The sequence below is a fragment of the Sporosarcina saromensis genome (genome assembly GCF_054901285.1).
Genome location: NZ_CM142738.1, coordinates 1613979 through 1639894 on the forward strand (window position 1 = coordinate 1613979; position 25916 = coordinate 1639894).

Consider the following 25916-nt stretch of genomic DNA (forward strand, 5'->3'; position numbering starts at 1 on the left):
AGGAGGAAGAACGATGACAACTGAGAAAATCTATGACGTCATTATTATCGGCGCTGGTCCTGCAGGGATGACTGCCGCAGTGTATACATCTAGAGCAAACTTATCAACATTAATGCTAGAGCGCGGAATTCCGGGCGGACAAATGGCGAACACAGAAGAAATCGAGAACTATCCTGGTTTTGAAACGATTTTAGGACCGGATCTTTCGAAGAAAATGTTCGATCACGCGAAAGCGTTCGGTGCTGAATATGCATACGGTGACGTTTCCGAAATTATTGACGGCAAAAGTTATAAAACAATCATTTCAGGAAGAAAAGAATATAAAGCACGTGCGATCATCATTACGACAGGTGCGGAATACCGTAAGATGGGCATTCCTGGCGAGAAAGAACTGACTGGACGCGGCGTGAGCTACTGTGCAGTTTGTGACGGAGCGTTCTTCAAAGGAAAAGACATCGTCGTTATCGGTGGAGGAGACTCTGCTGTTGAAGAAGGTGCATACTTGACGCGTTTTGCTAACAAAGTGACGATTATCCACAGACGTGATGAGTTGCGTGCACAAAAGATCTTGCAAGACCGTGCGTTTGCAAATGAAAAAATTGATTTCATCTGGAATTCAACGGTGAAGCAAGTGAACGACAAAGACGGCAAAATCGGTTCCATTACACTCGTGTCAACAGTGGACGGAACAGAAAAAGAAATGGAAACAGAAGGTATGTTCATCTATATCGGTATGGATCCGTTAACACGACCGTTTAAAGATCTTGGCATCTTGGATGAACACGGCTATGTCGTGACGAACGAAGACATGGAGACGTCCGTACCGGGCATTTACGCTGCTGGTGACGTGCGTCAGAAAATGCTTCGCCAAGTTGTTACAGCAACTGGTGATGGTAGTATCGCTGCACAAGCATGCCAAAAGTATATCGAAGAACTCGCTGAGAAATTAGCGGAAGTATAAGAAGAGAAATGAGCAAGGACGGAGAGGGTGTTTCCGTTCTTGCTTTTTTTTGTGGGTGGCGGGGGGACTATTTTGGGCATAAGCAGGCTTACATTGGGGACGTCAAGCTGGTTATTGGGTGAAAATTATCCGATTGAAAAGGTGAACGAACGCAACAGCGCGCAGGAGGAATATTTTGCGTGAGGGTACGCGGGCGGGATGTAAGTCGGAAGCTTCCCGCCATGACGCGATTAAAAAAAGAGGTTTTTAAAGCTAGGAATTGCAGAAAGTAGTTATGTTACTGGAATCTCTGGCAGTTGTAATAACATTAATGCAACCTTAATATTGTTGTAATGGTTCTGCAATACAGATGGGTTATAGTAAGAGTATCAATTTGACCCCCCTTTTTGATATAGCAAGTTGTTAAGGCTATCTACCGGTTTACCGGTGGGTGGTCTTCTTTTTTTGTCGTTTGGTTGAAAAACATAGTATACTGTACGTACGCGTGTTGAAAAAAGAGAGGATATTTAAATGCAAAGAATTGCTAATTTACTTGTAGTCAAAAACAATCAAGTGCTGTTGTTGAAGAAACCGAGACGTGATTGGTATGTTGCTCCAGGTGGAAAGATCGATTCTGGGGAGTCCATTTACGAAGCGGCGGTGCGGGAGTTTGAGGAAGAGACGGGTGCAGTGCCTGTGAAACCGCATGTGAAGGGGATCTATACGATGATGATTGTGGATCCGGATACGAAGGCGTTGTTGAATGAATGGATGTTGTATACGTTCGTTGCGCACGATTTGACGGGGACGCCATATGAGTCGAATCGGGAAGGGTTGCTGGAGTGGCATCCGGTTGAAAGTTTGGAAACGTTGCCTATGGCGGAAGGCGATCGGGCAAACTTGTTATTTGCAGTCTCCCAATCTGGCGTGCAATATGGTACATTTTATTATACAGAAGAGTTCGAACTGTTGGACGAACGTTTGCAAAACTCGATGGAAGGTGATTGACGACAATGGAGAACGAATTACCGAATAGCGACGTGGAATTGGTCATCATTACGGGGATGTCTGGTGCGGGGAAAACTGTGGCGATGCAAAGTTTCGAGGATCTCGGGTTTTATTGTATCGATAATTTGCCGCCAGAGTTGCTTGTTACGTTTATTGACTTAATGATGAAATCCGAAAACAAGATGAGAAGAATTGCAGCGGTGATGGATACGAGGGGCGGAGACTTGTTCGATTCGCTAATCGGTGCATTGGATGACATGATTCAAATGGATGGTGTAACGGTCAAGCTGCTGTTCTTGGAAGCGAATGATGAGACACTTGTTAGACGGTACAAGGAAACGAGAAGGTCTCATCCGCTCGCTGAAGGTGGCTTGCCATTGACGGGCATCCGAAAAGAGCGGGCATTGCTTTCGGAGTTGCGCGGTCGTGCGCGGTCCATTTACAATACATCTCAACTAAAACCACGAGAATTGCGTGAGAAAATTATGTCCACGTTTTCATCGAAAGGCGATACAGGCTTTTCACTGAACTTTATGTCATTCGGTTTCAAACATGGGATGCCGATCGACGCAGATGTCGTCTTTGACATCCGTTTCTTGCCAAATCCGTATTACATCGATGAATTAAAGCCGAAAACGGGTTTGGATAAAGAAGTCTATGAATATGTGCTAAAATGGAATGATACGCAAGTGCTGATCGAGAAGCTGTCCGATCTGTTTAAATTCATTATTCCTCAATATAAGAACGAAGGAAAATCCCAAGTCGTCATTGCATTTGGCTGTACGGGTGGACAACACCGCTCGGTTACACTTGCAGAGTTTTTCGGTGCTCGGTTCAAGGAAGAGTATAAAACAATTATTACACATCGTGATGTAGAGAAGAGAAAGGGTTGAACGCTATGTTGCAATCCGGGGGAGAGAAAAAAATAGTCGTCTTTGGAGGCGGGACCGGATTGTCCACATTGCTTCGAGGATTGAAAAAGTACCCTGTAGAGTTAACAGCAGTTGTCACTGTGGCGGATGATGGTGGTAGTTCGGGTAGGTTGTTGGATGCTTACGATATTCCACCGCCTGGTGATATTCGTCAAGTGATGGCAGCGCTGTCAGAAGTGGAGCCGTTAATCGAAAAGATGTTTCAATACCGGTTTTCGATTTCGGATGATTTGAAGGGACATTCTCTTGGAAACCTTATGCTTGCTGCATTGACCGACATTACGGGTGATTTTGCCGGTGCGGTTGAAAAGATGGGGCAAGTGCTGAACATTAAAGGGAAAGTATTACCTGCAGCAAACCAAAGAATCACCTTGCATGCGGAGCTCGATGATGGCACAATTGTAACCGGTGAGTCAAAAATACCGGTATACGGACGGAAAATTCAAAAAGTGTATGTATCGCCTCAAGAAGTTGAGCCGCTACCTGAAACGGTGAAAGTGATCGAAGAAGCGGATCTAATTATTTTCGGGCCGGGTAGCTTATATACAAGCATATTACCGACAATACTTGTAAGGGACATACGAGACGCTGTTCTCGCATGCCGCGCGAAAAAGGTCTATATTAATAACTTGACGACGCAAGCAGGAGAGACGTTCGAGTATACAGCCTCCGAACATGTGAAAGCGTTGTATGAGCATGCTGGAAGCGAATTCATCGATACCGTGCTGTTAAATGACACGGATGTGGAACGTATTTATCCGCAAGATGAAGGGGCCGATGTACAACTCCCTGTCGAAAATGATATTGAAGCGTTGAAAGACCTTGTGCAGAACATTGTCGTAAAAGATATTTCAACGATGGTAGATGGCCGAATGATTCATGATGCCCAAAAGGTTGCGTCTTGGGTCATCGGCTATATGGAGCAACCAAACGTTAGCGAGTAGACTTGATTGTCGCCGAGAAAGGGGGGAATGTCATGTCTTTTGCAGCAGAAGTGAAGAAGGAATTGACGCAAATTGAAACGAGTGCTTGTTGTGTGAAAGCTGAAATTGCTGCATTTATTCGCATGAATGGTGCCCTTTCGTTTTCCAACAAACAGTTAAGTTTAGATGTACAGACAGAAAATGCTGCCATTGCGCGGAGGCTCTATTCGAATATTAAAAGGCTATATCCTTATAAAGTGGAGTTGTTAGTCCGGAAGAAAATGCGGTTGAAGAAGAACAATGTGTACATATGCCGTATTCGCGAAGGCGCTAAGCAGTTGCTAGAGGATTTGTATATCCTGACAGGAACGTTTCAGTTTAACAATGAAATCGTCCCGGAGTTGATTAAAAAGAAATGCTGTAAGCGGTCTTATTTGCGCGGAGCGTTTTTGGCTGGCGGGTCGGTGAATAACCCGGAGACATCTTCTTATCATTTGGAGATTTTCTCGTTTTACAAGGAACATAGTGAAGCGCTAGTGGAGCTGATGAATCTGTTCCATTTGAATGCCAAGTCAATTGAGCGGAAGAAAGGGTACATCGCGTATCTGAAGGAAGCGGAGAAGATTTCCGATTTTCTAAGCTTGATGGGTGCGCACGTATCCGTCATGAAGTTCGAGGACGTAAGGATTTTGCGGGATATGCGAAACAGTGTGAACCGTCTTGTGAATTGTGAAACGGCCAATTTGAATAAAACAATTGGAGCGGCACAACGCCAAGTTGAAAATATAAAATTCATCCAGAATACGATCGGGTTGGATCAATTACCTGAACGCCTACAAGAGATTGCCCATTTGCGGATCACCCATCAAGACATTACATTAAAAGAGCTTGGTGAAATGGTTTCAGGTGGGACGGTTAGTAAATCTGGGGTCAATCACCGTTTACGGAAAATCGAAGAGATTGCAGAAAATCTGCGTGTTGGTGGCATTTTGAACTGATTGAGAATGTGAAGACGAAAGGAGTCTAGTGCGAATGGCAGAAAAAACAGTAGAAGTGAAAATGAAGACTGGATTGCAAGCAAGACAAGCTGCATTGTTTGTGCAGGAAGCGAATAAATTTACATCTGACGTGTTTCTGAAGAAGGAAGAACGTCAAGTGAACGCGAAGAGTATTATGGGTGTCATGAGTTTGGCGATTGCAAGAGGTTCATCGGTGACGTTAATTGCTGAAGGCAATGATGAAGAGCAAGCGATCGAAACCCTAACTGCACTTGTAGAAAAAGAAAACTAAAAGAAAAAGCCGTTTCGATTGTTGTGAAACGGCTGTTCCTTTGGACAAAAAAACCTGTAAACAGGCAGGGCCCATTTACAGGTTTTTTATACGTTTACGCCCTCGGCAGGAATCGAACCCACATCTCAAGAACCGGAATCTTACGTGCTATCCGTTGCACCACGAGGGCATATTATGCGCTACTGCTTGTAGCAGACAAATCCCATTATACAAATAGCGCGGCTTGATTGCAAGACTTATTTTTTGTGCGGTTGTCTAACATGCGAGTAAGTGGGGAATGTATGAAGTCTAGGCAGAATAAAGTAGGGAGAATCGGTATTGTCGTGCTATGGACGTTATTACAGTTGTTGACGAGACGATTGCTGAATGCGTAATATTTGACCTTAATTGACCATAGTATGTATGATAGATGTACAGTTGAATAAAAGATTTCAACAGAACGATAATTTCGATCCAGTCAAAAGGAGGAAATAGGATGAATCTCATACCAACAGTTATTGAACAGACAACACGAGGAGAACGCGCTTACGATATTTATTCTCGTTTATTGAAAGACCGTATTATTATGTTAGGGAGCGCAATTGATGACAACGTAGCAAACTCCATCGTTGCACAATTGCTATTCTTGGAAGCGGAAGATCCAGAAAAAGACGTATCCATTTACATTAACAGCCCAGGCGGAAGCATTACAGCTGGTATGGCAATTTACGATACGATGCAATTCATCAAGCCGGACATCCAAACGATTTGTATCGGTATGGCGGCTTCAATGGGATCGTTCTTATTGACGGCGGGTACACCAGGAAAGCGTTACGCGTTACCGAATGCCGAAGTGATGATTCACCAACCACTTGGCGGTGCGCAAGGGCAAGCGACAGAAATCGAAATCGCAGCGAAACGCATTTTGTTCCTTCGCGAGAAGTTGAACACAATTCTTTCCGAGCGTACAGGACAACCGGTTGAAGTCATCGCGAAAGATACGGACCGCGATAATTTCATGACGGCTGAACGTGCGAAGGAATACGGTTTGATCGACCATATTATTACGCGCAGTGACATGAAAGATTTGAAGTAAGGGAATAAGTTAACTTAGGCTGTAGGCATACTTTGTATGTCTGCAGTTTTTTTATGCTTTTTTATGGGGAGAGCTGGCGCAGTATGCTGAGTTCTGCCTAGTTATGCGGCAAACGGCGATGTAATGCGGCGTTTTGAAGAAGTATGCCGCGTTCCGATGAAGTATGCGGCGTTTGAAGGAAGCATGCCGCATTTGCAATCTGTCTTTGCTCCATAAACGTGGGTGGTTTCTTTGTGTGATGGATTAAATGAATCGCGCTGAATGGGTTTTGACCAATTAACGGTTCTCATTTAAGGGAAACATCGTGAAAAAGAAGAATCGGTGATAAACGTGGGAGAAACGGTGATAACGTGTGCCGAACCGGTGATAAACGACCGAGAACCGGTGATAACGTGCTCCGAATCGGTGATAACACGCCTAGAATCGGTGATAACGGAAATAGGAGCGTTCCAAGTTCATTGACCAAAATCGTCTTTGCTAAAAAATACGCAGTATACTGCGTTTGACAACGAAACTTTCCTGGAGAGGGCTGAATCATTGGTTTGAAAAGTGCATTTCTAACATAGGCTTATGGTGGATGAGGACACGTTTAGTAAGCAGGCGATGTAGGGTATGGAACTATGAGTAAATAAGGGAGTGGTTTGATGAAGAAATTACTTGGACCGATTGGCATTATCATTGCAATTGTAGTTGTACTTGGTCTTATTTTCGTGCCGAGTTACAACAAGTTTGTCAATCTAGAGGAGAATGTGGATCAGTCGTATGCGCAAGTGGAGAATCAGTTGCAGCGGAGGTTGGATTTGATTCCAAACTTGGTGAATACGGTGAAAGGATATGCGAGTCATGAGAAGGAAGTGCTGACGCAAATTTCGGAGGCGCGTGCAAAGCTTGCGGGTGCAAGTGGACCGGAAGAGCAGGCGGCTGCGGATTCTGAGTTGTCGAGTGCGTTGAGCCGATTGCTCGTTGTTGTGGAGAATTATCCGGATTTGAAGGCGAATCAGAACTTTACGCAATTGATGGATGAGTTGGCAGGTACGGAAAACCGGATAGCAGTTGCCCGGCAAGACTACAATACTGTCGTTGCTGATTACAATAAGCAGACGAAACGTTTTCCGGGTCGACTCGTCGCGTCGATGTTTGGTTTTGATGAGAAGGAATATTTTAAAACGGATGCAGCTGCGAATGAAGCGCCTGAAGTTGATTTCGGAGATGACAAAGATTGATTCGTCGGACCGTCAGCTTCCTTTTAGCTGCCTGTCTCGTTTTACTTATTCTTCCATTAGGGACGTTCGCAGCTGACATCCCTCCGTGGAATGCGGCAGATCAATATATCCAAGATCGTGCTGGGATTTTATCGAACGAGCAGAAAGCGGAATTGAATCGGCTCGGTAAACAGTTGGATGAAGGAACAACTGCTGAGCTCGTCGTATTGACGTTGCCGAGTATTGGTGACGAGCCGATTGAACAGTTCGCAGTCGATGCGCTCCGAGAATACAAACTCGGGAAAGCGGACAAAAATAACGGTGCGTTGCTCGTCTTGACGACTACACCGAATTCAGAAGGGGATCGTCATTTTGAGTTATCTACGGGTTATGGCTTAGAAGGCGCATTGCCGGACGGTAAAGTCGGTCGCATCATGGATGAAGTGGCGGTACCGTATTTGCAAAATGAGCAACCGGATCTCGCTATTATGGAAGCATACAAATCATATTACAACGTAATTGCCAAGGAATACGGCTGGAATGGCGAATTGGCTGACGTTCAACCGCTTGAACGTGGCGATTCCGGTTTTGGCATTCCGGCACCTATCGTCATTTTCATCATCATCGTCCTTATCGGCATGTTCTCCGGTGGTCGCGGCGGCGGTGGAGGTGGTCGTGGGGGACGCGGAAGAAGCAGAAGTGGTCCCGTCTTTTTCCCGGGCTCGTTCGGCGGCGGTGGCTTCGGTGGAGGCGGCGGCTTCGGCGGTGGCTCAGGCGGTGGTTTCTCAGGCGGTGGCGGCTCCGGTGGCGGCGGAGGAGGCGGCCGTAGTTGGTAATGAACAGGAGGAGGCTTGCAAATCAGTTGCAAGGCCTCCTCTTTCTTTTATACTAAAAGAAAATGGAGAGTCGAGGTGCTTTTTCATGCATGTGCAGTTTTATACGAAAAAAGGGTGTCATTTATGCGACGAAGCGGAGTCTATGATGAAGCTTGTCCAAGAAGACTTTCCGCTTACGTGGACGACGATTGATATTGAATCGGATGATGAGAAGCATGAGCGGTATATGCTGATGATTCCAGTCATTGAGAAAGACGGGGAAGTTCTGTTGTATGGAGCGATCGGGTATGTCGATTTACTGGAGTTGTGTTCAACAATGGTTGGGCAATGATGTGATGATTGATTCGTTTATTTGTTAGTAATGAATGAACGCATGTAGATAAATATAAATTTTTTCTGGAATAGGTAAGTTGAAGGAGACCTTTAAGAATGATTAATTGGACTATAAGAAAAGCAGATGTAAATGATGCTGATGGGTTTCAGAAATGCATGCATAAAGCCTATTTAAAGTATTCGGATAGGATAGATATTCAAACTCTACCTCCAATGAATGTAAATTATAAGGATGAAATAGCTTTTTTTCCAGTTTGGGTGGTGGAAAATAAACATCAAATAATTGCTGGATTAGTATTAGTATTTGAAGAAGATCATGCATCACTTGCTAATATTGCAATAGAACCTGACTTTCAAGGTAAAGGGTTAGGGAAGTTTTTACTGAACTTTGCAGAACAAGAGACTAGAAATAAAGGGTATTTAGAGATGGAATTGGCTACTCATGTTTTATTCACTGAAAATGTATCATTTTACACTAAACAAGGGTGGATTCTCGTAGGTCAAGATGGAACGAAGGTATATATGAAAAAACAATTGATATGAGGCTTTCACACACGGGTGCGCTAATGGAATAAAAGAGATACAGAAGATACGAGAGACCATTCTCTTGTATTTTTTATTTGAGTGCTATCGACCTAACATCCATATGCGTTAGTAAGAATCCAAGTATATGAATAGGAGGGACAACCGATTTATTAACGGCTTGTCATGAATTTCCCCAAATAAACTAAAAAAGTTTGAATATACTAGTGAAGAGGTATATACTTGCAGTATCAACTATATTTTTTTGCAATAGGTGGGACAAAATATTATTAGGTGGGCAGAAAGTGTCCTGCTAGAAAGTGAGGCTTTCCGTGAACTCGAATATACTCGAGGCGCAACGAAAGCTTGTGCCAGAAATGGTGGATGTACTCCATCGACGTTATAAATTATTGACTTTCATTGAGATGTCTGGGCCGATTGGGCGGAGGCCGTTAAGTTTGCTTGCAGGTTTGTCGGAGCGCGAGTGTCGAAATGAGATGGAGAGCTTGCGCGATTTGGATCTCATTCGAATCGCAAAAGAAGGAACGACGATTACTGCGGAAGGGGCAAAAGTGCGGGCGGCTCTTCAGCCAAGCATCGATGAGTGGACGGGACACGGCTTGATCGAGAGAAAGCTGCAGCGTTTATTGCATATCCAGCATGTGAAAATTGTGCCGGGCGATAGTGATGCCAATGATGCGGTGAAAAACTTGTTGGCGAAAGAAGCAGCGAACGAGTTTACGGAGCGCATTGGAGACGGTGAAATTGTCGCGGTTACCGGTGGGACATCGGTTGCGGCGATCCCACACTATATGCACTCGTTTGAACGAGCTGCGCACTTGCACTTCATTGCAGCAAGAGGCGGTGTCGGAAACGACATCGGCTTACAAGCGAACGTTATTGCGGCATCGTTTGCCAGTGCGTGTGGTGGGACGTATAGCACGTTTTACTACCCTGAGTCACTCAGTGGGGAAGCACATGAAGTGTTCAAAAAGGAACCGACGGCGCAGAAGATGATCGATTTGTATGAAAAGACCGATTGTGTCATTCACGGAATCGGGGATGCACAACGGATGGCTGAAATGCGCAATACACCGAGCGAAGAAACGGAAAAACTGCAACAAGATGGCGCAAAAGGTGAAGCATTCGGATATTATTTCGATGAAAATGGCAAGATTGTACACAGGATCAGAACAGTCGGTATTCAAACCGAGCAATTGAAAAAAGTACCGCTCATCATCGCTGTTGCAGGTGGCAAGGCGAAAGCGGACGCGATTGCTGCGTATATGGCGAGTGCGCCTGAGCAAACGCTTCTTGTGACGGATGAAGGGGCAGCACTGGAAATCATCCGTAAATTAGAGAGTACGTCTTAACGACATTAACCATACTTGGAGGGAATTCAAATGACATTAAAAGTAGCGATTAACGGATTCGGACGGATTGGAAGAGTGGTATTCAGAGAGGCAAGCAAGCACGAAGAACTTGAAATTGTTGCGGTTAACGATTTGACGGACGCACCGATGTTGGCGCATTTATTGAAATACGATTCTGTGCACGGGATTTTTGACGCGGAAGTCGGTTCAGAAGACAATCATCTTGTCGTCAACGGGAAGAAGATTAAAGTTTACGCTGAAAAAGACCCAGCGCAACTGCCATGGGGAGACTTAGGTGTGGACGTCGTCATCGAATCCACAGGTGTGTTCAGAGACGAAAAAGGGTTGATGAAACATATCGAAGCGGGCGCGAAAAAAGTGATCTTGTCTGCACCTGCGAAAGGCGACGTGAAAACGCTCGTCATGGGTGTTAATGAACACGAATACGATGCGCAAACGGATAAAGTCGTGTCCAACGCTTCTTGTACGACGAACTGTCTGGCGCCTGTCGTAAAAGTGTTGAATGACCAGTTCGGCATCGAACGCGGGATGATGACAACCGTGCATTCCTACACGAACGACCAACGTATTTTGGATTTGCCACATGACGACTACCGTAGAGCAAGAGCGGCAGCTGAGTCTATGATTCCGACGACAACGGGTGCTGCATCAGCGGTGACAAAAGTCATTCCGGAACTAAAAGGGAAACTTGATGGCATGGCGGTACGTGTACCGACGCCGAATGTGTCACTTGTCGATTTCGTTGTCGAACTGTCAAAAGACGTTACAGTGGAAGATGTGAATGCTGCACTGAAGCATGCATCTGAAAATGAATTGAAAAACATTCTTTACTATAATGAAATTCCACTCGTCTCAAGAGACTACAATGGCAACACGGCTTCATCCACAGTTGACGCACTTTCTACGATGGTGTTGGATAACAACATGGTGAAAGTTATTTCTTGGTATGACAACGAGTCGGGCTACTCTGCACGTTGCATCGACTTGGCACTTTATATGCAAAAACAAGGCATTTGAGGCCAATCAATATAAATCATAGCCAATCGATAGGCTACACCTTATAATAGATAAATGGGTAGGAGGAACGGTGTACAACCCGTTCCTCCTTTTTACTAGCGTGCGTATGAAACAGCTTACTGTTCGTACGCGTTACTACTCTTGGAGGTGTGCAGTTTACATGAATGCCAAACAGACGATCAAGGATATGGACCTAACAGGAAAGCGCGTATTTTGCCGGGTGGATTTCAATGTCCCGATGGAAAACGGTACAGTGACGGACGATACAAGAATCCGTGCAGCCGTACCGACGATTACGTATTTGGTCCAAACGGGCGCAAAAGTCATTTTAGCGAGTCATTTAGGGAGACCAAAAGGGGAAGTGAAAGAGGAATTACGCCTCTCAGCTGTTGGTGAACGATTGGCTGAACTTCTTGGTAAACACGTGACAAAGCTTGACGACTCGATTGGAGCAGACGTAGAACAAGCAGTAGCTGCGATGAACGATGGCGACGTTGTGTTGCTTGAAAACGTTCGTTTCCATGCAGGGGAAGAGAAAAACGACGCGGAACTTGCAAAGCAGTTTGCTGCACTTGCGGATGTATTTGTCAACGATGCGTTCGGTGCTGCTCACCGTGCACATGCGTCCACTGCTGGAATTGCTGCGCATATCCCTGCGGTAAGTGGTTTCTTGCTCCAAAAGGAACTGGATGTCCTTGGCAAAGCGTTATCGGATCCGGATCGTCCTTTTACTGCGATTATCGGAGGTGCGAAAGTAAAGGACAAGATTGGTGTCATTGATAATTTGTTGGACAACGTCGACAATTTATTGATCGGTGGCGGTCTTTCCTATACATTCACAAAAGCACAAGGATATGAAACAGGCAATTCACTTGTTGAAGAAGATAAGATTGAACTCGCACAGTCGTTTATTCAAAAAGCGAAAGAAAAGAACGTCAATTTGTACTTGCCAATCGATGCGGTCGTAGCGGATGCATTTTCTGAAGAGGCGAACGTTCAAACGGTGAAGATCGATGCGATTGAATCCGGTTGGATGGGGCTCGATATCGGACCTGAAACGGCTGCATTGTATGCGGACGTCATCCGTAACTCGAAACTTGTCATTTGGAACGGGCCGATGGGCGTATTTGAAATGGCGCCGTTTTCAGCTGGAACGAAAGAAGTGGCATTGGCAATGGCAGAAACCGAAGCATATACCGTAATCGGTGGTGGTGATTCTGCTGCAGCTGTTGAGAAATTTGACGTTGCGGAGAAGATGGATCACGTGTCTACAGGTGGAGGCGCTTCCTTGGAATTCATGGAAGGGAAAGAACTTCCGGGCGTAACGGTATTGAAAGATCGATAATTAGGAGGGAAAACTTTGCGGAAACGAATCATTGCAGGAAACTGGAAGATGTATAAGACGATGGAGGAAGCGAAGCAATTTGTTACAGAAGTGAACGAACGCTTGCCGCAGTCCGAACAAGTCGACGCAGTCGTTTGCCCACCTTCACTCTATTTGGCAGCGCTTCAGTCAATGACGGAAGGCTGTTCATTGCAAATCGGCGCGCAAACGATGCATGACGTGGCAGAGGGCGCATTTACAGGCGAAGTAAGCCCGAAGATGTTAGCGGCATTGAATATTCCATATGTCATTTTAGGGCATTCGGAACGTCGCCAATATTTCAATGAAACCGATGAAACGGTCAACAAAAAAGTACTGGCAGCATTTGCGAATCAATTGACACCAATCGTTTGTGTCGGGGAAAGCCTTGCTGAACGGGAAGCAGAAAAAACGGTAGAAACAGTTGCTTTGCAAGTACAGAAGGCATTTGAAGGCGTGTCAGCAGAGCAAGCGAAAAATGCCATCATTGCGTACGAACCAATTTGGGCGATCGGTACAGGCAAAACAGCGACTGCTGAAGATGCGAATATTGTTTGTGAAGCAATCCGTGTGGAAATCGATCACTTGTATGATGAGCAAACAGCTACAGCAATCCGCATTCAATACGGCGGCAGTGTAAAGCCTGGCAATTTGGGCGAATTGCTGTCCATGGAACATATCGACGGTGCGCTTGTCGGTGGCGCGAGCCTTGAAGCAGATTCATTCGTGCAAATGATTGAGGTTGCAAGCCATGCCTAAAGCACCTGTTGCATTGATCATCTTAGACGGTTTCGGATTGCGGGATGAAAAGTATGGCAATGCGGTGGCGCAAGCGAACACACCGAATTTCGATATTTTATGGAACAACTACCCTCATTCGACGCTAACAGCTTGTGGCGAAGCGGTCGGTCTTCCGGAAGGCCAAATGGGCAATTCGGAAGTCGGCCACTTGAATATCGGAGCGGGTAGAATTGTCTACCAAAGCCTAACGCGCATTAATAAATCGATCAAAGACGGAGATTTCATGACGAATGCGGCGTTGCTTCGTGCAATTGAGCATGTGAAACAGAAAGGCTCTGCACTACATCTAATGGGTTTGCTGTCCGATGGTGGCGTACATAGCCATTACGAGCATTTATTCGCTTTGCTTCGTCTTGCGAAAATGAACGGCATCGAAAAAGTATATGTCCATGCCTTTTTAGACGGCCGGGATGTAGGTCCGCAAACTGCACCTGGCTATATCGAGAAGACCGAAGACGTGATGGAAGGTATCGGTGTCGGCAAGATTGCTACGGTATCGGGTCGCTATTACGCAATGGACCGCGATAAACGGTGGGACCGTGTAGAAAGTGCTTACCGTGCAATTGTCGACGGAGAAGGAGCTCGTTTTCAAACGGCAATGGCAGGAGTTTTAGCTTCGTATGACGAACTAGTACATGATGAATTCGTTATCCCATTTGTCGTGGAGCAAGACGGACAACCTGTCGGAACGATTGAAGATGAAGATGCGGTCGTTTTCTTCAACTTCAGACCGGACCGTGCGATTCAATTGTCACGGGCATTCACGGATCCAAAGTTTGACGGCTTCCATACCGGACCAAAATCATTGGAACAAGTAAAATTCGTAACGTTTACACATTATAGTGAAGACGTACAAGCGGATGTCGTGTTTACGAATGTCGACTTGACCAACACACTTGGTGAAGTGCTATCGAACAATGGACTCCGTCAATTGCGTATTGCGGAAACTGAGAAGTATCCCCATGTAACATTTTTCATGAGTGGCGGTCGGGAAGAAGAGTTCGAAGGTGAAACAAGGATTTTAATTGCCAGTCCGAAAGTGGCCACGTATGACTTGAAGCCGGAAATGAGTGCTGTCGAAGTGACGGAAGCGCTACTTGCGGAAATTGAAGGTGATCGACAAGATGCGATCATCCTCAATTTCGCGAATCCGGATATGGTCGGCCATAGCGGCTTGCTCGAACCGACGATCAAAGCGATTGAAACAGTCGATGTGTGCCTCGGTAGAATTATTGATGCGTTACTGTTAAAAGGCGGAACAGCGATCGTCACGGCGGACCACGGCAATTCCGATGAGGTCGTGACGCTTGAAGGCAAACCGATGACGGCGCATACGACGAATCCAGTGCCGGTCATCATTACAAAGACCGACATTGACCTTCGTGAAGGCGGTATCTTATCTGATCTTGCGCCGACAATGTTGAAATTGCTAGATATTGAACAACCGGCAGACATGTCCGGAACACCATTATTCTAATTAAAGGGAGAGAATTGTTATGCCAATCATTACCCACATCCAAGCCAGAGAAGTTCTTGATTCACGCGGAAATCCGACGGTTGAAGTTGAAGTGTTCACAGAAAGCGGCGCGTTCGGACGTGCAATCGTTCCATCCGGTGCTTCCACAGGTGAATATGAAGCCGTTGAATTGCGTGATGGCGATAAATCCCGTTACTTAGGAAAAGGCGTGTTAGCTGCAGTTGATCACGTGAATGAAGTGATTGCAGAAGAAATCGTTGATAACTATTCAGTGCTTGACCAAGTTGTCATCGATAAAGCTTTGATCGAACTAGATGGTACGAACAATAAAGGGAAACTTGGTGCGAATGCGATCCTTGGTGTATCCATGGCAGTTGCACACGCAGCGGCAGATTATTTGGATCTTCCACTTTACCAATACCTTGGCGGCGTGAACGCGAAACAATTGCCAGTACCGATGATGAACATCCTCAACGGCGGTGAGCACGCGGATAACAACGTTGACATTCAAGAATTCATGGTCATGCCTGTCGGTGCGGAATCATTCCGTCACGGATTGCGTATGGGCGCTGAAATCTTCCATAGCTTAAAAGACGTGTTAAAAGGAAAAGGCTTGAACACGGCGGTTGGTGACGAAGGCGGCTTTGCACCAAACTTAGCATCGAACGAAGAAGCTCTTTCAACAATTATGGAAGCTATCGAAAAAGCGGGCTACAAGCCAGGCGAAGAAGTATTGCTTGCAATGGACGTTGCGTCTTCCGAGTTTTACGATAAAGAAGCAAACACATACCGCTTAGCTGGTGAAGGCATTACGAAAACATCTGAAGAGATGGTTGCTTGGTATGAAGAGCTTTGCTCAAAATATCCGATCGTTTCAATCGAAGATGGGCTAGACGAAAACGATTGGGCTGGACACAAGCTATTGACAGAGCGTCTTGGCGGGAAAGTCCAATTGGTCGGAGACGATCTATTCGTAACGAATACAGAGAAGTTGGCACGCGGTATTGAAGAAGGCGTTGGCAACTCAATCCTTATCAAGGTAAACCAAATCGGTACATTGACAGAAACATTTGACGCGATCGAAATGGCGAAACGCGCGGGTTATACAGCGGTTATTTCGCACCGTTCTGGTGAATCCGAAGATACGACAATTGCGGACATCGCTGTTGCGACAAACGCAGGTCAAATTAAGACAGGTGCGCCTTCTCGTACGGACCGTGTAGCGAAGTACAACCAATTGCTTCGTATCGAAGATCAGTTGGATGAAACGGCTGTGTATCTAGGAGCGAAGACGTTTTATAATTTGAAGAAGTAAGTAGCGACATAAAGACAAACAGCCGGCGATTGTCGGCTGTTTGTGGAATAATCAAAAAGATATTGTAACAATATGTAATGTTTGCTAGAATAGAGATAGTGTTATGTTCGATTCGGGAGGTGGAACAAAGTGCATGCTTTGTTTATGACGTTGCTAGTTATCGTGTCATTGGCGTTAATCGTTGTTGTGTTATTGCAATCCGGAAAAAGTGCAGGTCTGTCAGGAGCCATCTCCGGTGGTGCCGAACAACTTTTTGGGAAACAGAAAGCGCGTGGGTTGGATTTAGTGCTTCAACGCGTGACAATTATACTTTCAATTTTATTTTTCGTGTTGGCGATTGCCATCGTGAAGATTTGATGGGTAGTTAACGAATTGCATACATGATGAAACGCCTGGCCACCCGTATGGTCGGGCGTTTTTTTCTCTTTGGAAAAGGGAAGGGTATACATAGAAAGCTTTAATAAAACGGGATTTACGCTGCAGGCGGACGCGTTCTGCGGGCACGGCTTCAGTCTCCTCGTCACTGCGTTCCTGCGGGGTCTTCAGCTCGCGCTGTTCCCGCTAGAGTCGCCGCCTTCCGCTGCAATCCCTATATTAGCTTTTATTGTAATGGATTTGTCATAATGGTACGAGGTTTGAATTAACGGCCAACAGCTGTAGGAATATAATTCACAATAAGAGACTCGAATACATTAGAGTGAGTTTGCAATAAATAAGTACTAGCATTCATTACTGCAACCCAGTCTAATACTTCTATTGTTAAAAAGGATTTTGATGATTGGAGTGCAGGGCGGCGACTCTAGGGGGATGAGCGGGACAGGTAAGACCCCACAGAGAGCCAAAGCGTAGCGACGCGAACGAGGAGGCTTACCGCCCGCCCCCCAGAAAGCGTCCGCCCGGAACTGAAATCATCGTTTATGAGGTAGAATTTTTTATTCAACATACATACTGAAAGGATGAGTATAGATATGAGGATTGCGCAGCCGAAGCCGTTCTTTTTTGAGAGTGGGAAGCGGGCGGTTTTGTTATTGCATGGATTTACGGGGACGTCAGCGGATGTGCGGATGTTGGGTCGTTTTTTGGAGAAGAAAGGGTATACGTCACTGGCGCCGCATTACAGGGGACATGGTGTGCCACCTGAGGAATTGATTGAGACCGGGCCGGATGAGTGGTGGGAAGATGTTGTGGCGGGCTATGAGCAGTTGAGAGATGCCGGGTATGAGGAGATTGCGGTTGGTGGATTATCGTTAGGTGGTGTATTTTCATTAAAAATCGGGGTTACACTGCCTGTAAAGGGAATTGTGACGATGTGTGCGCCGATGTCGATGAAGACGACGGATCTCATGTTTGAAGGTGTGTTGAAGTATGCAGCGGATTATAAGAAGTATGAAGGAAAATCGGCTGATGTTATCGAAAAGGAAGTAGAGGCGTTGCGTAAACGCTCGATGCATTCATTGCCTGCTTTGCGTTCGCTCGTGTATGATACGCGGGATGAGCTGGAGAAGGTGGAGGCGCCGTTGTTCGTTGTGCAGTCGCGTGACGATGAAGTGATTGACGTGGAGTCGGCGAACGTCATTTATGACGAAGCGTCTTCTACGAAAAAGGATTTACAATGGTTTGAAAAGTCAGGGCATGTCATTACGCTCGGTCCGGAAAAAGAGGCGCTTCATGAAGAGGTGTATCAATTTCTTGAATCCCTTGACTGGAACGTGTGAAAATGGAAATAGATGACGATAGTTAGAAGTGGAGGGATGGTATTGGACTTTTTTGATGAAGAACTACGGACAAGATTATTGTCTTTTATGAGAGAGGAATCGTATAAACCGCTGACGGTTCAAGAAATCCAGGAGGCGTTAGGGATTGAAGGCGCTGCGGAGTTCAAGGAACTGGTGAAGATGCTCGTTCACCTTGAACAGAAAGGGGACATTGTCCGCTCACGTACGAACCGTTACGGTGTGCCGGAGCGCATGAATTTAGTGCGCGGAAAGTTCATTGGGCATGCGAAAGGCTTCGGATTTGTGACGCCTGAAACGGAAGGAATGGATGATATTTTCATTCCACCACCGGAAGTGAACGGGGCGATGAACGGCGATATCGTGCTTGTCCGCGTGTCGAAGGGCTCGTATGGCGACCGTCGTGAAGGGACGATTATTCGAATTGCAGAGCGCAAGACGACGAAAGTGGTCGGGACGTATCAAGACAACCGCGGATTCGGTTTCGTCATTCCTGATGACAAGAAGTTGCCGATGGACATTTTCATTGGCAAAGGCAACTCGCTGGACGCGGTAGATGGCCACAAAGTGGTCGTGGAAATTACCGATTGGCCGAGTGATATGAAGTCCGCAACGGGAATGGTTGTGCAAATTCTTGGGCACAAAAACGATCCAGGTGTCGATATTTTATCGATTATTCATAAGCATGGGATTGAAGTTGAATTCCCTAAAGAAGTAATGGATCAGGCGAATAAAACACCGGATGAAGTGCAGGAAAAGGATTTATTCAAACGTCGTGACTTACGAGAAGATGTCATCATTACAATTGATGGGGCAGACGCGAAAGACTTGGATGATGCCATTTCACTTGTGAAAAATGACGATGGGACGTATACATTGTCTGTCCATATTGCGGACGTGAGCCATTATGTGCAACAAAATACACCGCTTGACGATGAAGCGTATGAGCGCGCGACGAGTGTGTATTTAACGGACCGAGTTATTCCGATGTTGCCACATAAGCTTTCAAACGGGATTTGTTCATTGAACCCGCATGTCGATCGATTGACGTTGTCTTGTTCGATGAAAATTGACCGCAATGGGAAAGTTGTCGATCATGAGATTTACGAAAGTGTCATTAAGTCGAAAGAGCGAATGACGTATACGGATGTATACAAAATCATCGAAGAAAAAGATGAAGAGCTCATGCAAAAGTACGCACATATCGTTCCAATGTTGAATGAGATGGCGGAACTCGCTTCGATTTTGAGACAAAAGCGAATTGACCGTGGGGCGATTGACTTTGATTTCAAAGAGTCGAAAGTGCTTGTGGATGACAACGGTTGGCCGACGGATATCGTGTTGCGCGAGCGTACGGTGTCTGAACGACTCATCGAGGAATTCATGCTTGCTGCGAATGAAACGGTGGCGGAGCATTTCCATTGGTTGCAAGTGCCGTTCTTATACCGCATTCACGAAGATCCGAAAACCGAAAAACTGCAACGTTTCTTTGAGTTTTTGACGAACTTCGGAATCGTCGTGAAAGGATCTGGCAATAAAGTGCATCCACGCGCGTTGCAGGAAATCGTGGAATCGATTGAAGGTATGCCGGAAGAGACGGTCATTTCGACGATGTTACTCCGTTCCATGCAACAGGCGAAGTACTTTGAAGAAAGCCTAGGCCACTTCGGTTTATCAACGGATTTCTATACGCATTTCACGTCTCCAATCCGACGTTATCCGGATTTGATCGTTCACCGATTGATCCGTACGTATTTGATTGAAAAAGATGTGTCTGCACAGACGCTTGCGCATTGGAATGCCAACTTGGCTGAAATCGCGCAACATACGTCTGAACGTGAACGTCGCGCAGTTGACGCAGAACGTGATACGGACGCGTTGAAGAAAGCGCAGTTCATGCTGGATAAGATCGGTGAGGAATTCGACGGCGTCATTTCTTCCGTTACGAATTTCGGGATGTTCGTTGAGCTTGAAAATACGGTGGAAGGACTTGTCCATGTCAGCTATATGACAGATGATTATTACCGTTTTGACGATCGTCAAATGATGATGATCGGTGAGCATACAGGCAAGCAGTTCCGGATCGGGGATGAAGTGACGATTCGTGTCGTGTCCGTCACACCTGAGGAATCGGCTATCGATTTCGAAATTGCAGGGATGAAGCAATCGTTCCATCGTGCGCGGAAAGAAACGCCGAAAGTCATTCATGCGAAAAAGGGCGGCGGTAGAAGCCAATCTGAAAAGCCGAAAGGTGATAAGAAGCAGGGCGCCAGTTCGCCGAATGCGAAGAAGAAGTTTTACGAAGGCGTAGCGAAAAAGAAGAAGAAAAAGCCGGCTACGCGGAAGAGGAAGTAATAGTAGGAAATAATAAATATAGCAAGCTTACCCGATGATTTACGTTCCAGGCGGACGCTTTCCGGGGGGCGTGCGGTGAGCCTCCTCGTTCGCTTTGCGACCTTGCGGGGTCTCACCTGTCACGCAAATCCCCCAGGAGTCGCCGCCCTTCACTACAATCATCTAGTATGTACTTTTTAATAAAGTGGTAAATGGTACGCATAATCTAATACTACTAATTAGTATTTGTTTTGTGTTTGAAGAGGGGGAGAACGGTATGGCAAAAGGTCAAGGAAAAGTGATCGCGATTAATAAGAAAGCGAATCATGATTATGCGATTGAAGAAACGATTGAAGCAGGCATTGTGCTGCAAGGGACGGAAATCATGTCCGTGCGTAACGGGAAAGTGCAAATTCGAGATGCATTCGTGTTGATTCGGAATAATGAAGCGTGGATTTCCAATATGCACATTAGCCCGTACGACCAAGGGAACCGGTTCAACCATGATCCGTTGCGTTCTAGAAAACTATTGCTTCACAAAAAGCAGATTGCGACATTGATTGGGCAAACAAAGCAAGAAGGGTTTGCGATTGTTCCGTTGAAAATATACTTGAAGGACGGCTTTGCGAAAGTGTTGATCGGCGTTGGTAAAGGGAAGAAACTTTACGATAAACGTGACGACTTGAAGAAGAAAGAAGCGAAGCGTGAAATGGAACGCGCATTCAAAGCAAAACAGCAGTATTGATATTTACGTTAAAATCCTGTATACTGATTGTAGTGAAATAGTTCAGAAGCCTGTTACAGGCATTCCTGACATCCCTTTAAAGGGTCTAGCCACCTTTTATCTCGGGGACGTTACGGATTCGACAGGGGTGGTCTGAGCTTGAGCTGCGCGTCGGAGGGCTCGACTCCGTCAGAAACGGCAGTTAATAATAACTGGCAAAACAAACAACAACTTAGCATTCGCAGCGTAAGCTGATGAATCTGCCTAGCAGTTCCATCGCCCATGTGGCATTGTTAGGCTCAACTTAAGTGGGATACGGTAACGGTCGCCTCCTGAGGCCGTTACAAGAGATTATCAGGATAGCGCTCACGGATAGCCTTGATTGACGGCAAACGTGCGCGCGAACCTAAGTAGTCAATCTACACGCGTAGACGCTGAAGTAGCAGAGCCTTTGGACGCGGGTTCGACTCCCGCCGTCTCCATAAGAATTTATGGATAGTAGTACAGAAAAGAAGCATTGTTTCCTAATTGGAGATTTATGCTTCTTTTTTTATGAATCTATTTATAGGAAAATTCAATCAATTCATTGTGTTTATTGACTCGTACTTTGATAGGAGGATTGGTTTTAAAATGACTTGGCAAGAAGTAAGAGAATTATTTCCTGATCAATTTCTTTTGGTATCGATTTTAGATTACTATGAAGAAGATAATAAAAAAATTGTAACAGAAGTTGCTCCGATACGTACTGTGGCTAAAAAAGATGCAAACAAAGAGTTTTTTAGGGCGAAAGAAGGAACGGTCGTTTATCATACATCGAATGAAGATTTTGTGATTCATCTTCGCAGAGATCCAATGATGAAAGTGAGACGAATTCTAAAATAAGTGTGAAATGTATTGAGTATTCTGCCGACCATAGATTGACAATGTTCGGAATATACTCTAGTGTGAAACATAGGGGAATGGGAAAGGTGTGTTTGTCTTGGCTAGACGGTTTACTGTCATATTTAAAGATGATATAACCATGCTAGTTTATGATGTGATTTATTTTGAACCGAAACAAATTGAGGAAATTAAAGCAATAGCAGCTGAATATGATAAAGATGCTTTACGAAAAGCTGAAAAGTATGGCATTCCCATTTCTTATCTAACTGATAATCAACGAAATATTGTTCTAGAAGAAAAGGAAAAAATGCTTGGGTCTCATAGTGCTGAAGAGCTTAAAAATAAAAACATTATTCAAATTGGAAGTCATTCCTTGGAACGAATTCTTGAACGTATCGGCTCAATTGAGGAAAATGTTATTATAGACTTAATCACGAGACTCAAGATGACCGATGCAATAACTCAGGCACAGTTTAAAGGGTTCCCATCGTTGTCTTATAGTTTAATTGAAAGTGGGAGCCCAGAGAAATATACATTTGCGATCAGTTTTGTAATAAGTAAAAGGAAGGTTCGTTTTATAAAAATGATTACAGTTCATCTGAATAGCGATAAACTAGAAAAAGTCCACTTCAGAGCTAGCGAAGTAAACCTAGATTATTATCGAAAGTTGGCGAACCTGAAAGAACAAATAATTGAACGAAACAAAAAGGACGACAGTGAATAGATAAAAGGTTAGGATTAAAATGTATCTATATAGGGAATATTAGAAGAGGAGGAAGGCACTTTGCACAAAACGTTGGTTAGGGAGGTTGCCGCCATGAAACCGGGAACCAAATCATTAACAAAAGATGTAAAATGGTGTATTGATGAAAAAGTCTATATAGTAAAAAATGTGCCTTATTCTATATTACCAGCTGAAGAGAATGAGTATTTCGAAATGGATGTTTCTATTCGTTTAACCATGATCCGTGATTTAATGTATATGAATGAAATACCGTCTGTGATTGATTATAATGTGGTTAGAGATTTTGAAGTTTAAGCTCACTAAATATAAAATAATTTGATGTACTCTAAACTTTCCACTTCTGATCTTGATTGAGAAGTGGTTTTTAAAATCAAGAAAATGACCGAGGTTAACTTATAGCCATGCCAAGGTAGTACTTCTGTTATTGCGAATCTGTTGAAGTGATGCTACTGGTTGATTATATGGAATTCGATGTTGGCGAACGGTCCCTGTGTGATAAACAATCATGTTAATTCAACCAATATGTATGGTTATTCGGAAGAAATTAATAAGCCTTACCCTTACAACTTCATGTTTGTATGAACATGCAATTGTAATGTATTAACTAAATTGAATTTCACACAGGCACATATTTTTGAAGAAAGCATAAGAAGCATGAACCTTTCCAATCGGGGAGTTCGTGCTTCTTTTTGAATGCTCGGATGTGGCTATGTGGATTTTGTACCGACAATCCGTCTCGCCACAAACCGACTTTCACTCTATAATGAAAGGAGCCATTATTTTTTGTCCGCTCAGTAAAGGAGTTCATGCATGACTACTCAATTCTCAAAGAAACAAACCATCTTCTTGCTTTTCACCATTTTCGCGGTGGCCATCAATATGCGGCCCGCGATCACATCAATCGGCCCGATGCTCGATACGATTCGGGACGACCTCGCCCTCACCAACGCGCAAGTGAGCCTGCTTACCGCGCTGCCGGTCTTTTGCATGGGCTTGTTCGCGTCACTTGCGCCGGTGCTGAACCGGAAAATCGGATTGACCTGGTCGATGTTGCTGATGCTGATTATCATTGGTTGCATGACGGTGCTGCGCGGGTATTATTCTACCTATGCCGCTTTGCTCGTGTCTGCGATCTTGATCGGTATCGGCATTGCGGTCATCGGGCCGCTGTTGTCCGCGATGATTAAGCAGTTCTTTCCGGACCGGGCGACAAGCGTCATCGGCGTCTACACATTCGGCATGGGAGTCGGAGCGACGCTTGGAGCCGGGCTGACTGCGGTCTTTTTCAAATGGACTGGTTCGTACCCTTTTGCTCTCGGCATCTGGGCGTTGCTCGTACTGCTAGGGATCTTCTTCTGCGCGATTTCCTTGCGTGGCAATGTCCGCTTGAAGCAGAGAGAGACACCGGCCGCGAGCGGTGCAGCGAGAATCTCACCGTGGAAGCAGAAAAAAGCCTGGCTGTTCCTCGTGTTCTTTGGCTTGCAGGCATCGAGCTTCTTCTGCGTCATCACATGGGTCGTACCGATTGCGACGGACAGCGGCATGTCACTCGTCGCGGCGAGCGGAGTATTGAGCCTGATGACGGGGATTCAGATCGTCTTGAACCTGATCTTCCCGATTGTCTACGAACGGATTCCGAAACGGAAGCTCTGGCTGCTGTTTTTCCTGATGATGGGCTTAATTTCGATCGGGTTGCTTTCGACTGGCAACTGGACACTCATGTGGATCAGCGCCATTTTCATGAGCCTGCCTCTCGCAGGGCTCTTCCCAATCACATTGCTGTTCCCACTCGACGCGACGGAAACCGCCGAAGACACGAATGCTTGGACCGCCATGATGCAGACTGGCGGCTATATTATGGCTGGCTTCGTCCCGCTCATCATCGCACTTGTCTACGACGTCACCGGCAACCATGCCTACACACTCTGGATTTTCGCCGCATTGTTCATCTGCATGATCGGACTGACGTTCTTGGTCGGGGAGCGGGAGCAGCGATTTGGTTGATAAAGAGGTAGATTATAAGAGCAAACATCCTACTGTCGTGAGATGTTTGCTTTTTTTATACGTGCAGATTCATCCATAAAAAATGTGCCTGTGCTGGTTGAATTAACGTAAATTTTTTGCGTAGAATCCTGTCTTAGCTACGCGTCGGTGGGCTCGACTCCTTCAGACCGACAGTTAAAAATAACTGTAATACACAAAAACCCTCGGAAACTCCTTTTGGAGTTCCCGAGGGTTCAAAATTTTACTATGGTGTTATGAAAACCGCGTACCTTATTGTTGCATTTTACCTGCAGTATAACCGCCATCCACTGCAAGTGTTACACCGCTAATTGATTTTGCAAGATCTGAGCATAGGAATACGACAGCATTTGCTTGATCTTCTGCTGTAGACATTCTTCCAGCTGGAAGTGATTTGAGTACGCCTTCGTATTGTTCTGGAGATGTTTTTGCCCAATATTCAATTGCAGGTGTAATCGTCGCACCAGGTGCAATTGAGTTAATCGTAATGCCTTTTTGGCCATATTCCAATGCAACTGATTTCGTTAAACCAGCGATTGCATGTTTAGAAGCTGTATAAGGAGCCATGTTTGGTGAGCCTTCAATACCAGCACCTGATGCTGTATTGACAATTGCACCGCCGCCATTTTTCATCATTGCATTGACTTGGTGCTTGAGGCAGTAAAACGTACCATACAGATTTACTTTTAGTGTAATATCCCAATCTTTAGAATCCATTTCACCAATTGGTTTAAGACCTTTGTTGATACCCGCATTATTATGTGCAAAGTCCAACTTGCCGAAAGTTTCAACTGTTTTATTTACAAGTGCGATTACTTGCTCCTCATCACTTACATCACATTTGAAGAAGGCTGCTTCGCCACCGTTGTCTTTGATGATTTGTACCGTTTCGAGTCCAGTTTCTTCGCTTACGTCAGAAATCATTACTTTTGCACCTGCTTTTGCTAATGCAACCGCTGCTGCTCTACCGATTCCTGAACCCGCTGCTGTAACTAATCCTGCTTTACCTTCCATAATTCCTACCATTTAAAACACTCCTTTTTTTATA

General features: G+C 45.2%; 26 protein-coding genes, 1 tRNA gene and 1 other RNA gene. 26 read left to right on the forward strand and 2 right to left on the reverse strand.

Annotation, left to right across the window (positions count from 1 at the left end; genetic code table 11):
* Nucleotides 1-13 precede the first annotated feature (13 nt).
* The 6 genes from trxB to ACVHUV_RS08045 all read left to right on the forward strand — a co-directional run bounded on the left by trxB (nt 14) and on the right by ACVHUV_RS08045 (nt 5093).
* Nucleotides 14-961, forward strand: a complete 948-nt coding sequence (gene trxB / locus ACVHUV_RS08020) for a thioredoxin-disulfide reductase (protein ID WP_462086660.1) — start codon at nt 14-16, stop codon at nt 959-961.
* 510 nt (nt 962-1471) lie between these two features.
* Complete coding sequence (locus tag ACVHUV_RS08025) at nt 1472-1948, forward strand: NUDIX domain-containing protein (RefSeq protein ID WP_317946876.1); 477 nt, start codon at nt 1472-1474, stop codon at nt 1946-1948.
* Nucleotides 1949-1953: 5 nt separating this feature from the next.
* Nucleotides 1954-2841: an RNase adapter RapZ gene (gene rapZ / locus ACVHUV_RS08030; RefSeq protein WP_317946875.1), complete on the forward strand. Its 888-nt coding sequence runs from the start codon at nt 1954-1956 to the stop codon at nt 2839-2841.
* 5 nt (nt 2842-2846) lie between these two features.
* Nucleotides 2847-3824: a gluconeogenesis morphogenetic factor MgfK gene (gene mgfK / locus ACVHUV_RS08035; protein ID WP_462086661.1), complete on the forward strand. Its 978-nt coding sequence runs from the start codon at nt 2847-2849 to the stop codon at nt 3822-3824.
* A 32-nt stretch (nt 3825-3856) separates the two neighbouring features.
* Entirely contained in the window at nt 3857-4801 is a 945-nt protein-coding gene (whiA, locus tag ACVHUV_RS08040) for a DNA-binding protein WhiA (protein WP_317946874.1), read from the forward strand.
* Nucleotides 4802-4835: 34 nt separating this feature from the next.
* Nucleotides 4836-5093 carry an HPr family phosphocarrier protein gene (locus ACVHUV_RS08045; RefSeq protein ID WP_317946873.1) on the forward strand — a complete coding sequence of 86 codons (258 nt, stop codon included), beginning with the start codon at nt 4836-4838 and terminating at the stop codon, nt 5091-5093.
* Between the two features lie 97 nt (nt 5094-5190).
* Here the strand turns inward: ACVHUV_RS08045 and ACVHUV_RS08050 are convergent.
* Nucleotides 5191-5262 (reverse strand) — tRNA-Arg (locus ACVHUV_RS08050).
* A gap of 306 nt (nt 5263-5568) precedes the next feature.
* Between ACVHUV_RS08050 and clpP the strand changes: the two genes are divergently transcribed.
* From clpP to ACVHUV_RS08150, 20 genes are all read left to right on the forward strand, one after another.
* A complete protein-coding gene (gene clpP, locus ACVHUV_RS08055) occupies nt 5569-6168 on the forward strand; it encodes an ATP-dependent Clp endopeptidase proteolytic subunit ClpP (protein WP_317946872.1) in 600 nt (199 codons plus the stop codon).
* Between the two features lie 644 nt (nt 6169-6812).
* Nucleotides 6813-7391, forward strand: coding sequence for a LemA family protein (locus ACVHUV_RS08060; protein WP_462086662.1), 579 nt, complete (start codon nt 6813-6815; stop codon nt 7389-7391).
* Nucleotides 7388-8206 carry a TPM domain-containing protein gene (locus ACVHUV_RS08065; protein WP_462086663.1) on the forward strand — a complete coding sequence of 273 codons (819 nt, stop codon included), beginning with the start codon at nt 7388-7390 and terminating at the stop codon, nt 8204-8206. The genes ACVHUV_RS08060 and ACVHUV_RS08065 overlap by 4 nt, the downstream gene beginning before the upstream one ends.
* A gap of 85 nt (nt 8207-8291) precedes the next feature.
* Nucleotides 8292-8537: a glutaredoxin family protein gene (locus tag ACVHUV_RS08070; RefSeq protein ID WP_462086664.1), complete on the forward strand. Its 246-nt coding sequence runs from the start codon at nt 8292-8294 to the stop codon at nt 8535-8537.
* Nucleotides 8538-8635: 98 nt separating this feature from the next.
* Nucleotides 8636-9082 carry a GNAT family N-acetyltransferase gene (locus tag ACVHUV_RS08075; RefSeq protein ID WP_462086665.1) on the forward strand — a complete coding sequence of 149 codons (447 nt, stop codon included), beginning with the start codon at nt 8636-8638 and terminating at the stop codon, nt 9080-9082.
* Between the two features lie 311 nt (nt 9083-9393).
* Nucleotides 9394-10434, forward strand: a complete 1041-nt coding sequence (locus tag ACVHUV_RS08080) for a sugar-binding transcriptional regulator (RefSeq protein WP_462086666.1) — start codon at nt 9394-9396, stop codon at nt 10432-10434.
* Nucleotides 10435-10464: 30 nt separating this feature from the next.
* The gene (gap, locus tag ACVHUV_RS08085) at nt 10465-11472 is read left to right on the forward strand and encodes a type I glyceraldehyde-3-phosphate dehydrogenase (protein ID WP_317946665.1); all 1008 of its coding nucleotides are present in this window, start codon (nt 10465-10467) and stop codon (nt 11470-11472) included.
* A gap of 160 nt (nt 11473-11632) precedes the next feature.
* Nucleotides 11633-12817 (forward strand): phosphoglycerate kinase, encoded by a 1185-nt coding sequence (locus ACVHUV_RS08090; RefSeq protein WP_317946663.1) that lies wholly within the window; start codon nt 11633-11635, stop codon nt 12815-12817.
* A 15-nt stretch (nt 12818-12832) separates the two neighbouring features.
* Complete coding sequence (gene tpiA, locus ACVHUV_RS08095) at nt 12833-13594, forward strand: triose-phosphate isomerase (protein WP_462086667.1); 762 nt, start codon at nt 12833-12835, stop codon at nt 13592-13594.
* A complete protein-coding gene (gpmI, locus tag ACVHUV_RS08100) occupies nt 13587-15113 on the forward strand; it encodes a 2,3-bisphosphoglycerate-independent phosphoglycerate mutase (RefSeq protein WP_462086668.1) in 1527 nt (508 codons plus the stop codon). Before tpiA ends, gpmI begins: the two co-directional genes overlap by 8 nt.
* A gap of 19 nt (nt 15114-15132) precedes the next feature.
* Complete coding sequence (eno, locus tag ACVHUV_RS08105) at nt 15133-16428, forward strand: phosphopyruvate hydratase (RefSeq protein ID WP_317946657.1); 1296 nt, start codon at nt 15133-15135, stop codon at nt 16426-16428.
* Between the two features lie 129 nt (nt 16429-16557).
* Complete coding sequence (gene secG, locus ACVHUV_RS08110; protein WP_317946655.1) at nt 16558-16785, forward strand: preprotein translocase subunit SecG; 228 nt, start codon at nt 16558-16560, stop codon at nt 16783-16785.
* 611 nt (nt 16786-17396) lie between these two features.
* Nucleotides 17397-18143, forward strand: a complete 747-nt coding sequence (locus ACVHUV_RS08115) for an alpha/beta hydrolase (protein ID WP_462086669.1) — start codon at nt 17397-17399, stop codon at nt 18141-18143.
* 36 nt (nt 18144-18179) lie between these two features.
* Entirely contained in the window at nt 18180-20516 is a 2337-nt protein-coding gene (rnr, locus tag ACVHUV_RS08120) for a ribonuclease R (protein ID WP_462086881.1), read from the forward strand.
* A gap of 256 nt (nt 20517-20772) precedes the next feature.
* Nucleotides 20773-21240 carry an SsrA-binding protein SmpB gene (smpB, locus tag ACVHUV_RS08125; protein ID WP_462086670.1) on the forward strand — a complete coding sequence of 156 codons (468 nt, stop codon included), beginning with the start codon at nt 20773-20775 and terminating at the stop codon, nt 21238-21240.
* Nucleotides 21241-21343: 103 nt separating this feature from the next.
* Nucleotides 21344-21704, forward strand: a transfer-messenger RNA (tmRNA) gene (gene ssrA, locus ACVHUV_RS08130).
* A gap of 145 nt (nt 21705-21849) precedes the next feature.
* Complete coding sequence (locus tag ACVHUV_RS08135; protein ID WP_317946649.1) at nt 21850-22101, forward strand: hypothetical protein; 252 nt, start codon at nt 21850-21852, stop codon at nt 22099-22101.
* Between the two features lie 97 nt (nt 22102-22198).
* On the forward strand, nt 22199-22825 hold the full coding sequence (locus ACVHUV_RS08140; RefSeq protein ID WP_462086671.1) for a hypothetical protein: 627 nt from the start codon (nt 22199-22201) through the stop codon (nt 22823-22825).
* A 60-nt stretch (nt 22826-22885) separates the two neighbouring features.
* Nucleotides 22886-23140: an RNA-binding protein gene (locus ACVHUV_RS08145; protein ID WP_371390139.1), complete on the forward strand. Its 255-nt coding sequence runs from the start codon at nt 22886-22888 to the stop codon at nt 23138-23140.
* A gap of 516 nt (nt 23141-23656) precedes the next feature.
* Nucleotides 23657-24850, forward strand: coding sequence for an MFS transporter (locus tag ACVHUV_RS08150; RefSeq protein ID WP_462086672.1), 1194 nt, complete (start codon nt 23657-23659; stop codon nt 24848-24850).
* A 270-nt stretch (nt 24851-25120) separates the two neighbouring features.
* On the opposite strand, the gene ACVHUV_RS08155 is transcribed toward ACVHUV_RS08150, so the two are convergent.
* Nucleotides 25121-25894, reverse strand: coding sequence for an SDR family NAD(P)-dependent oxidoreductase (locus ACVHUV_RS08155; RefSeq protein ID WP_462086673.1), 774 nt, complete (start codon nt 25892-25894; stop codon nt 25121-25123).
* Between the last annotated feature and the right edge of the window lie 22 nt (nt 25895-25916).

Bases quoted from the DNA above. Each gene is read 5' to 3' on its own strand.
- trxB (WP_462086660.1), top strand. From the start codon at position 14: ATGACAACTGAGAAAATCTATGACGTCATTATTATCGGCGCTGGTCCT.
- ACVHUV_RS08025 (WP_317946876.1), top strand. From the start codon at position 1,472: ATGCAAAGAATTGCTAATTTACTTGTAGTCAAAAACAATCAAGTGCTG.
- rapZ (WP_317946875.1), top strand. From the start codon at position 1,954: ATGGAGAACGAATTACCGAATAGCGACGTGGAATTGGTCATCATTACG.
- mgfK (WP_462086661.1), top strand. From the start codon at position 2,847: ATGTTGCAATCCGGGGGAGAGAAAAAAATAGTCGTCTTTGGAGGCGGG.
- whiA (WP_317946874.1), top strand. From the start codon at position 3,857: ATGTCTTTTGCAGCAGAAGTGAAGAAGGAATTGACGCAAATTGAAACG.
- ACVHUV_RS08045 (WP_317946873.1), top strand. From the start codon at position 4,836: ATGGCAGAAAAAACAGTAGAAGTGAAAATGAAGACTGGATTGCAAGCA.
- clpP (WP_317946872.1), top strand. From the start codon at position 5,569: ATGAATCTCATACCAACAGTTATTGAACAGACAACACGAGGAGAACGC.
- ACVHUV_RS08060 (WP_462086662.1), top strand. From the start codon at position 6,813: ATGAAGAAATTACTTGGACCGATTGGCATTATCATTGCAATTGTAGTT.
- ACVHUV_RS08070 (WP_462086664.1), top strand. From the start codon at position 8,292: ATGCATGTGCAGTTTTATACGAAAAAAGGGTGTCATTTATGCGACGAA.
- ACVHUV_RS08075 (WP_462086665.1), top strand. From the start codon at position 8,636: ATGATTAATTGGACTATAAGAAAAGCAGATGTAAATGATGCTGATGGG.
- gap (WP_317946665.1), top strand. From the start codon at position 10,465: ATGACATTAAAAGTAGCGATTAACGGATTCGGACGGATTGGAAGAGTG.
- ACVHUV_RS08090 (WP_317946663.1), top strand. From the start codon at position 11,633: ATGAATGCCAAACAGACGATCAAGGATATGGACCTAACAGGAAAGCGC.
- gpmI (WP_462086668.1), top strand. From the start codon at position 13,587: ATGCCTAAAGCACCTGTTGCATTGATCATCTTAGACGGTTTCGGATTG.
- eno (WP_317946657.1), top strand. From the start codon at position 15,133: ATGCCAATCATTACCCACATCCAAGCCAGAGAAGTTCTTGATTCACGC.
- ACVHUV_RS08115 (WP_462086669.1), top strand. From the start codon at position 17,397: ATGAGGATTGCGCAGCCGAAGCCGTTCTTTTTTGAGAGTGGGAAGCGG.
- rnr (WP_462086881.1), top strand. From the start codon at position 18,180: ATGGTATTGGACTTTTTTGATGAAGAACTACGGACAAGATTATTGTCT.
- smpB (WP_462086670.1), top strand. From the start codon at position 20,773: ATGGCAAAAGGTCAAGGAAAAGTGATCGCGATTAATAAGAAAGCGAAT.
- ACVHUV_RS08135 (WP_317946649.1), top strand. From the start codon at position 21,850: ATGACTTGGCAAGAAGTAAGAGAATTATTTCCTGATCAATTTCTTTTG.
- ACVHUV_RS08150 (WP_462086672.1), top strand. From the start codon at position 23,657: ATGACTACTCAATTCTCAAAGAAACAAACCATCTTCTTGCTTTTCACC.
- ACVHUV_RS08155 (WP_462086673.1), bottom strand. From the start codon at position 25,894: ATGGTAGGAATTATGGAAGGTAAAGCAGGATTAGTTACAGCAGCGGGT.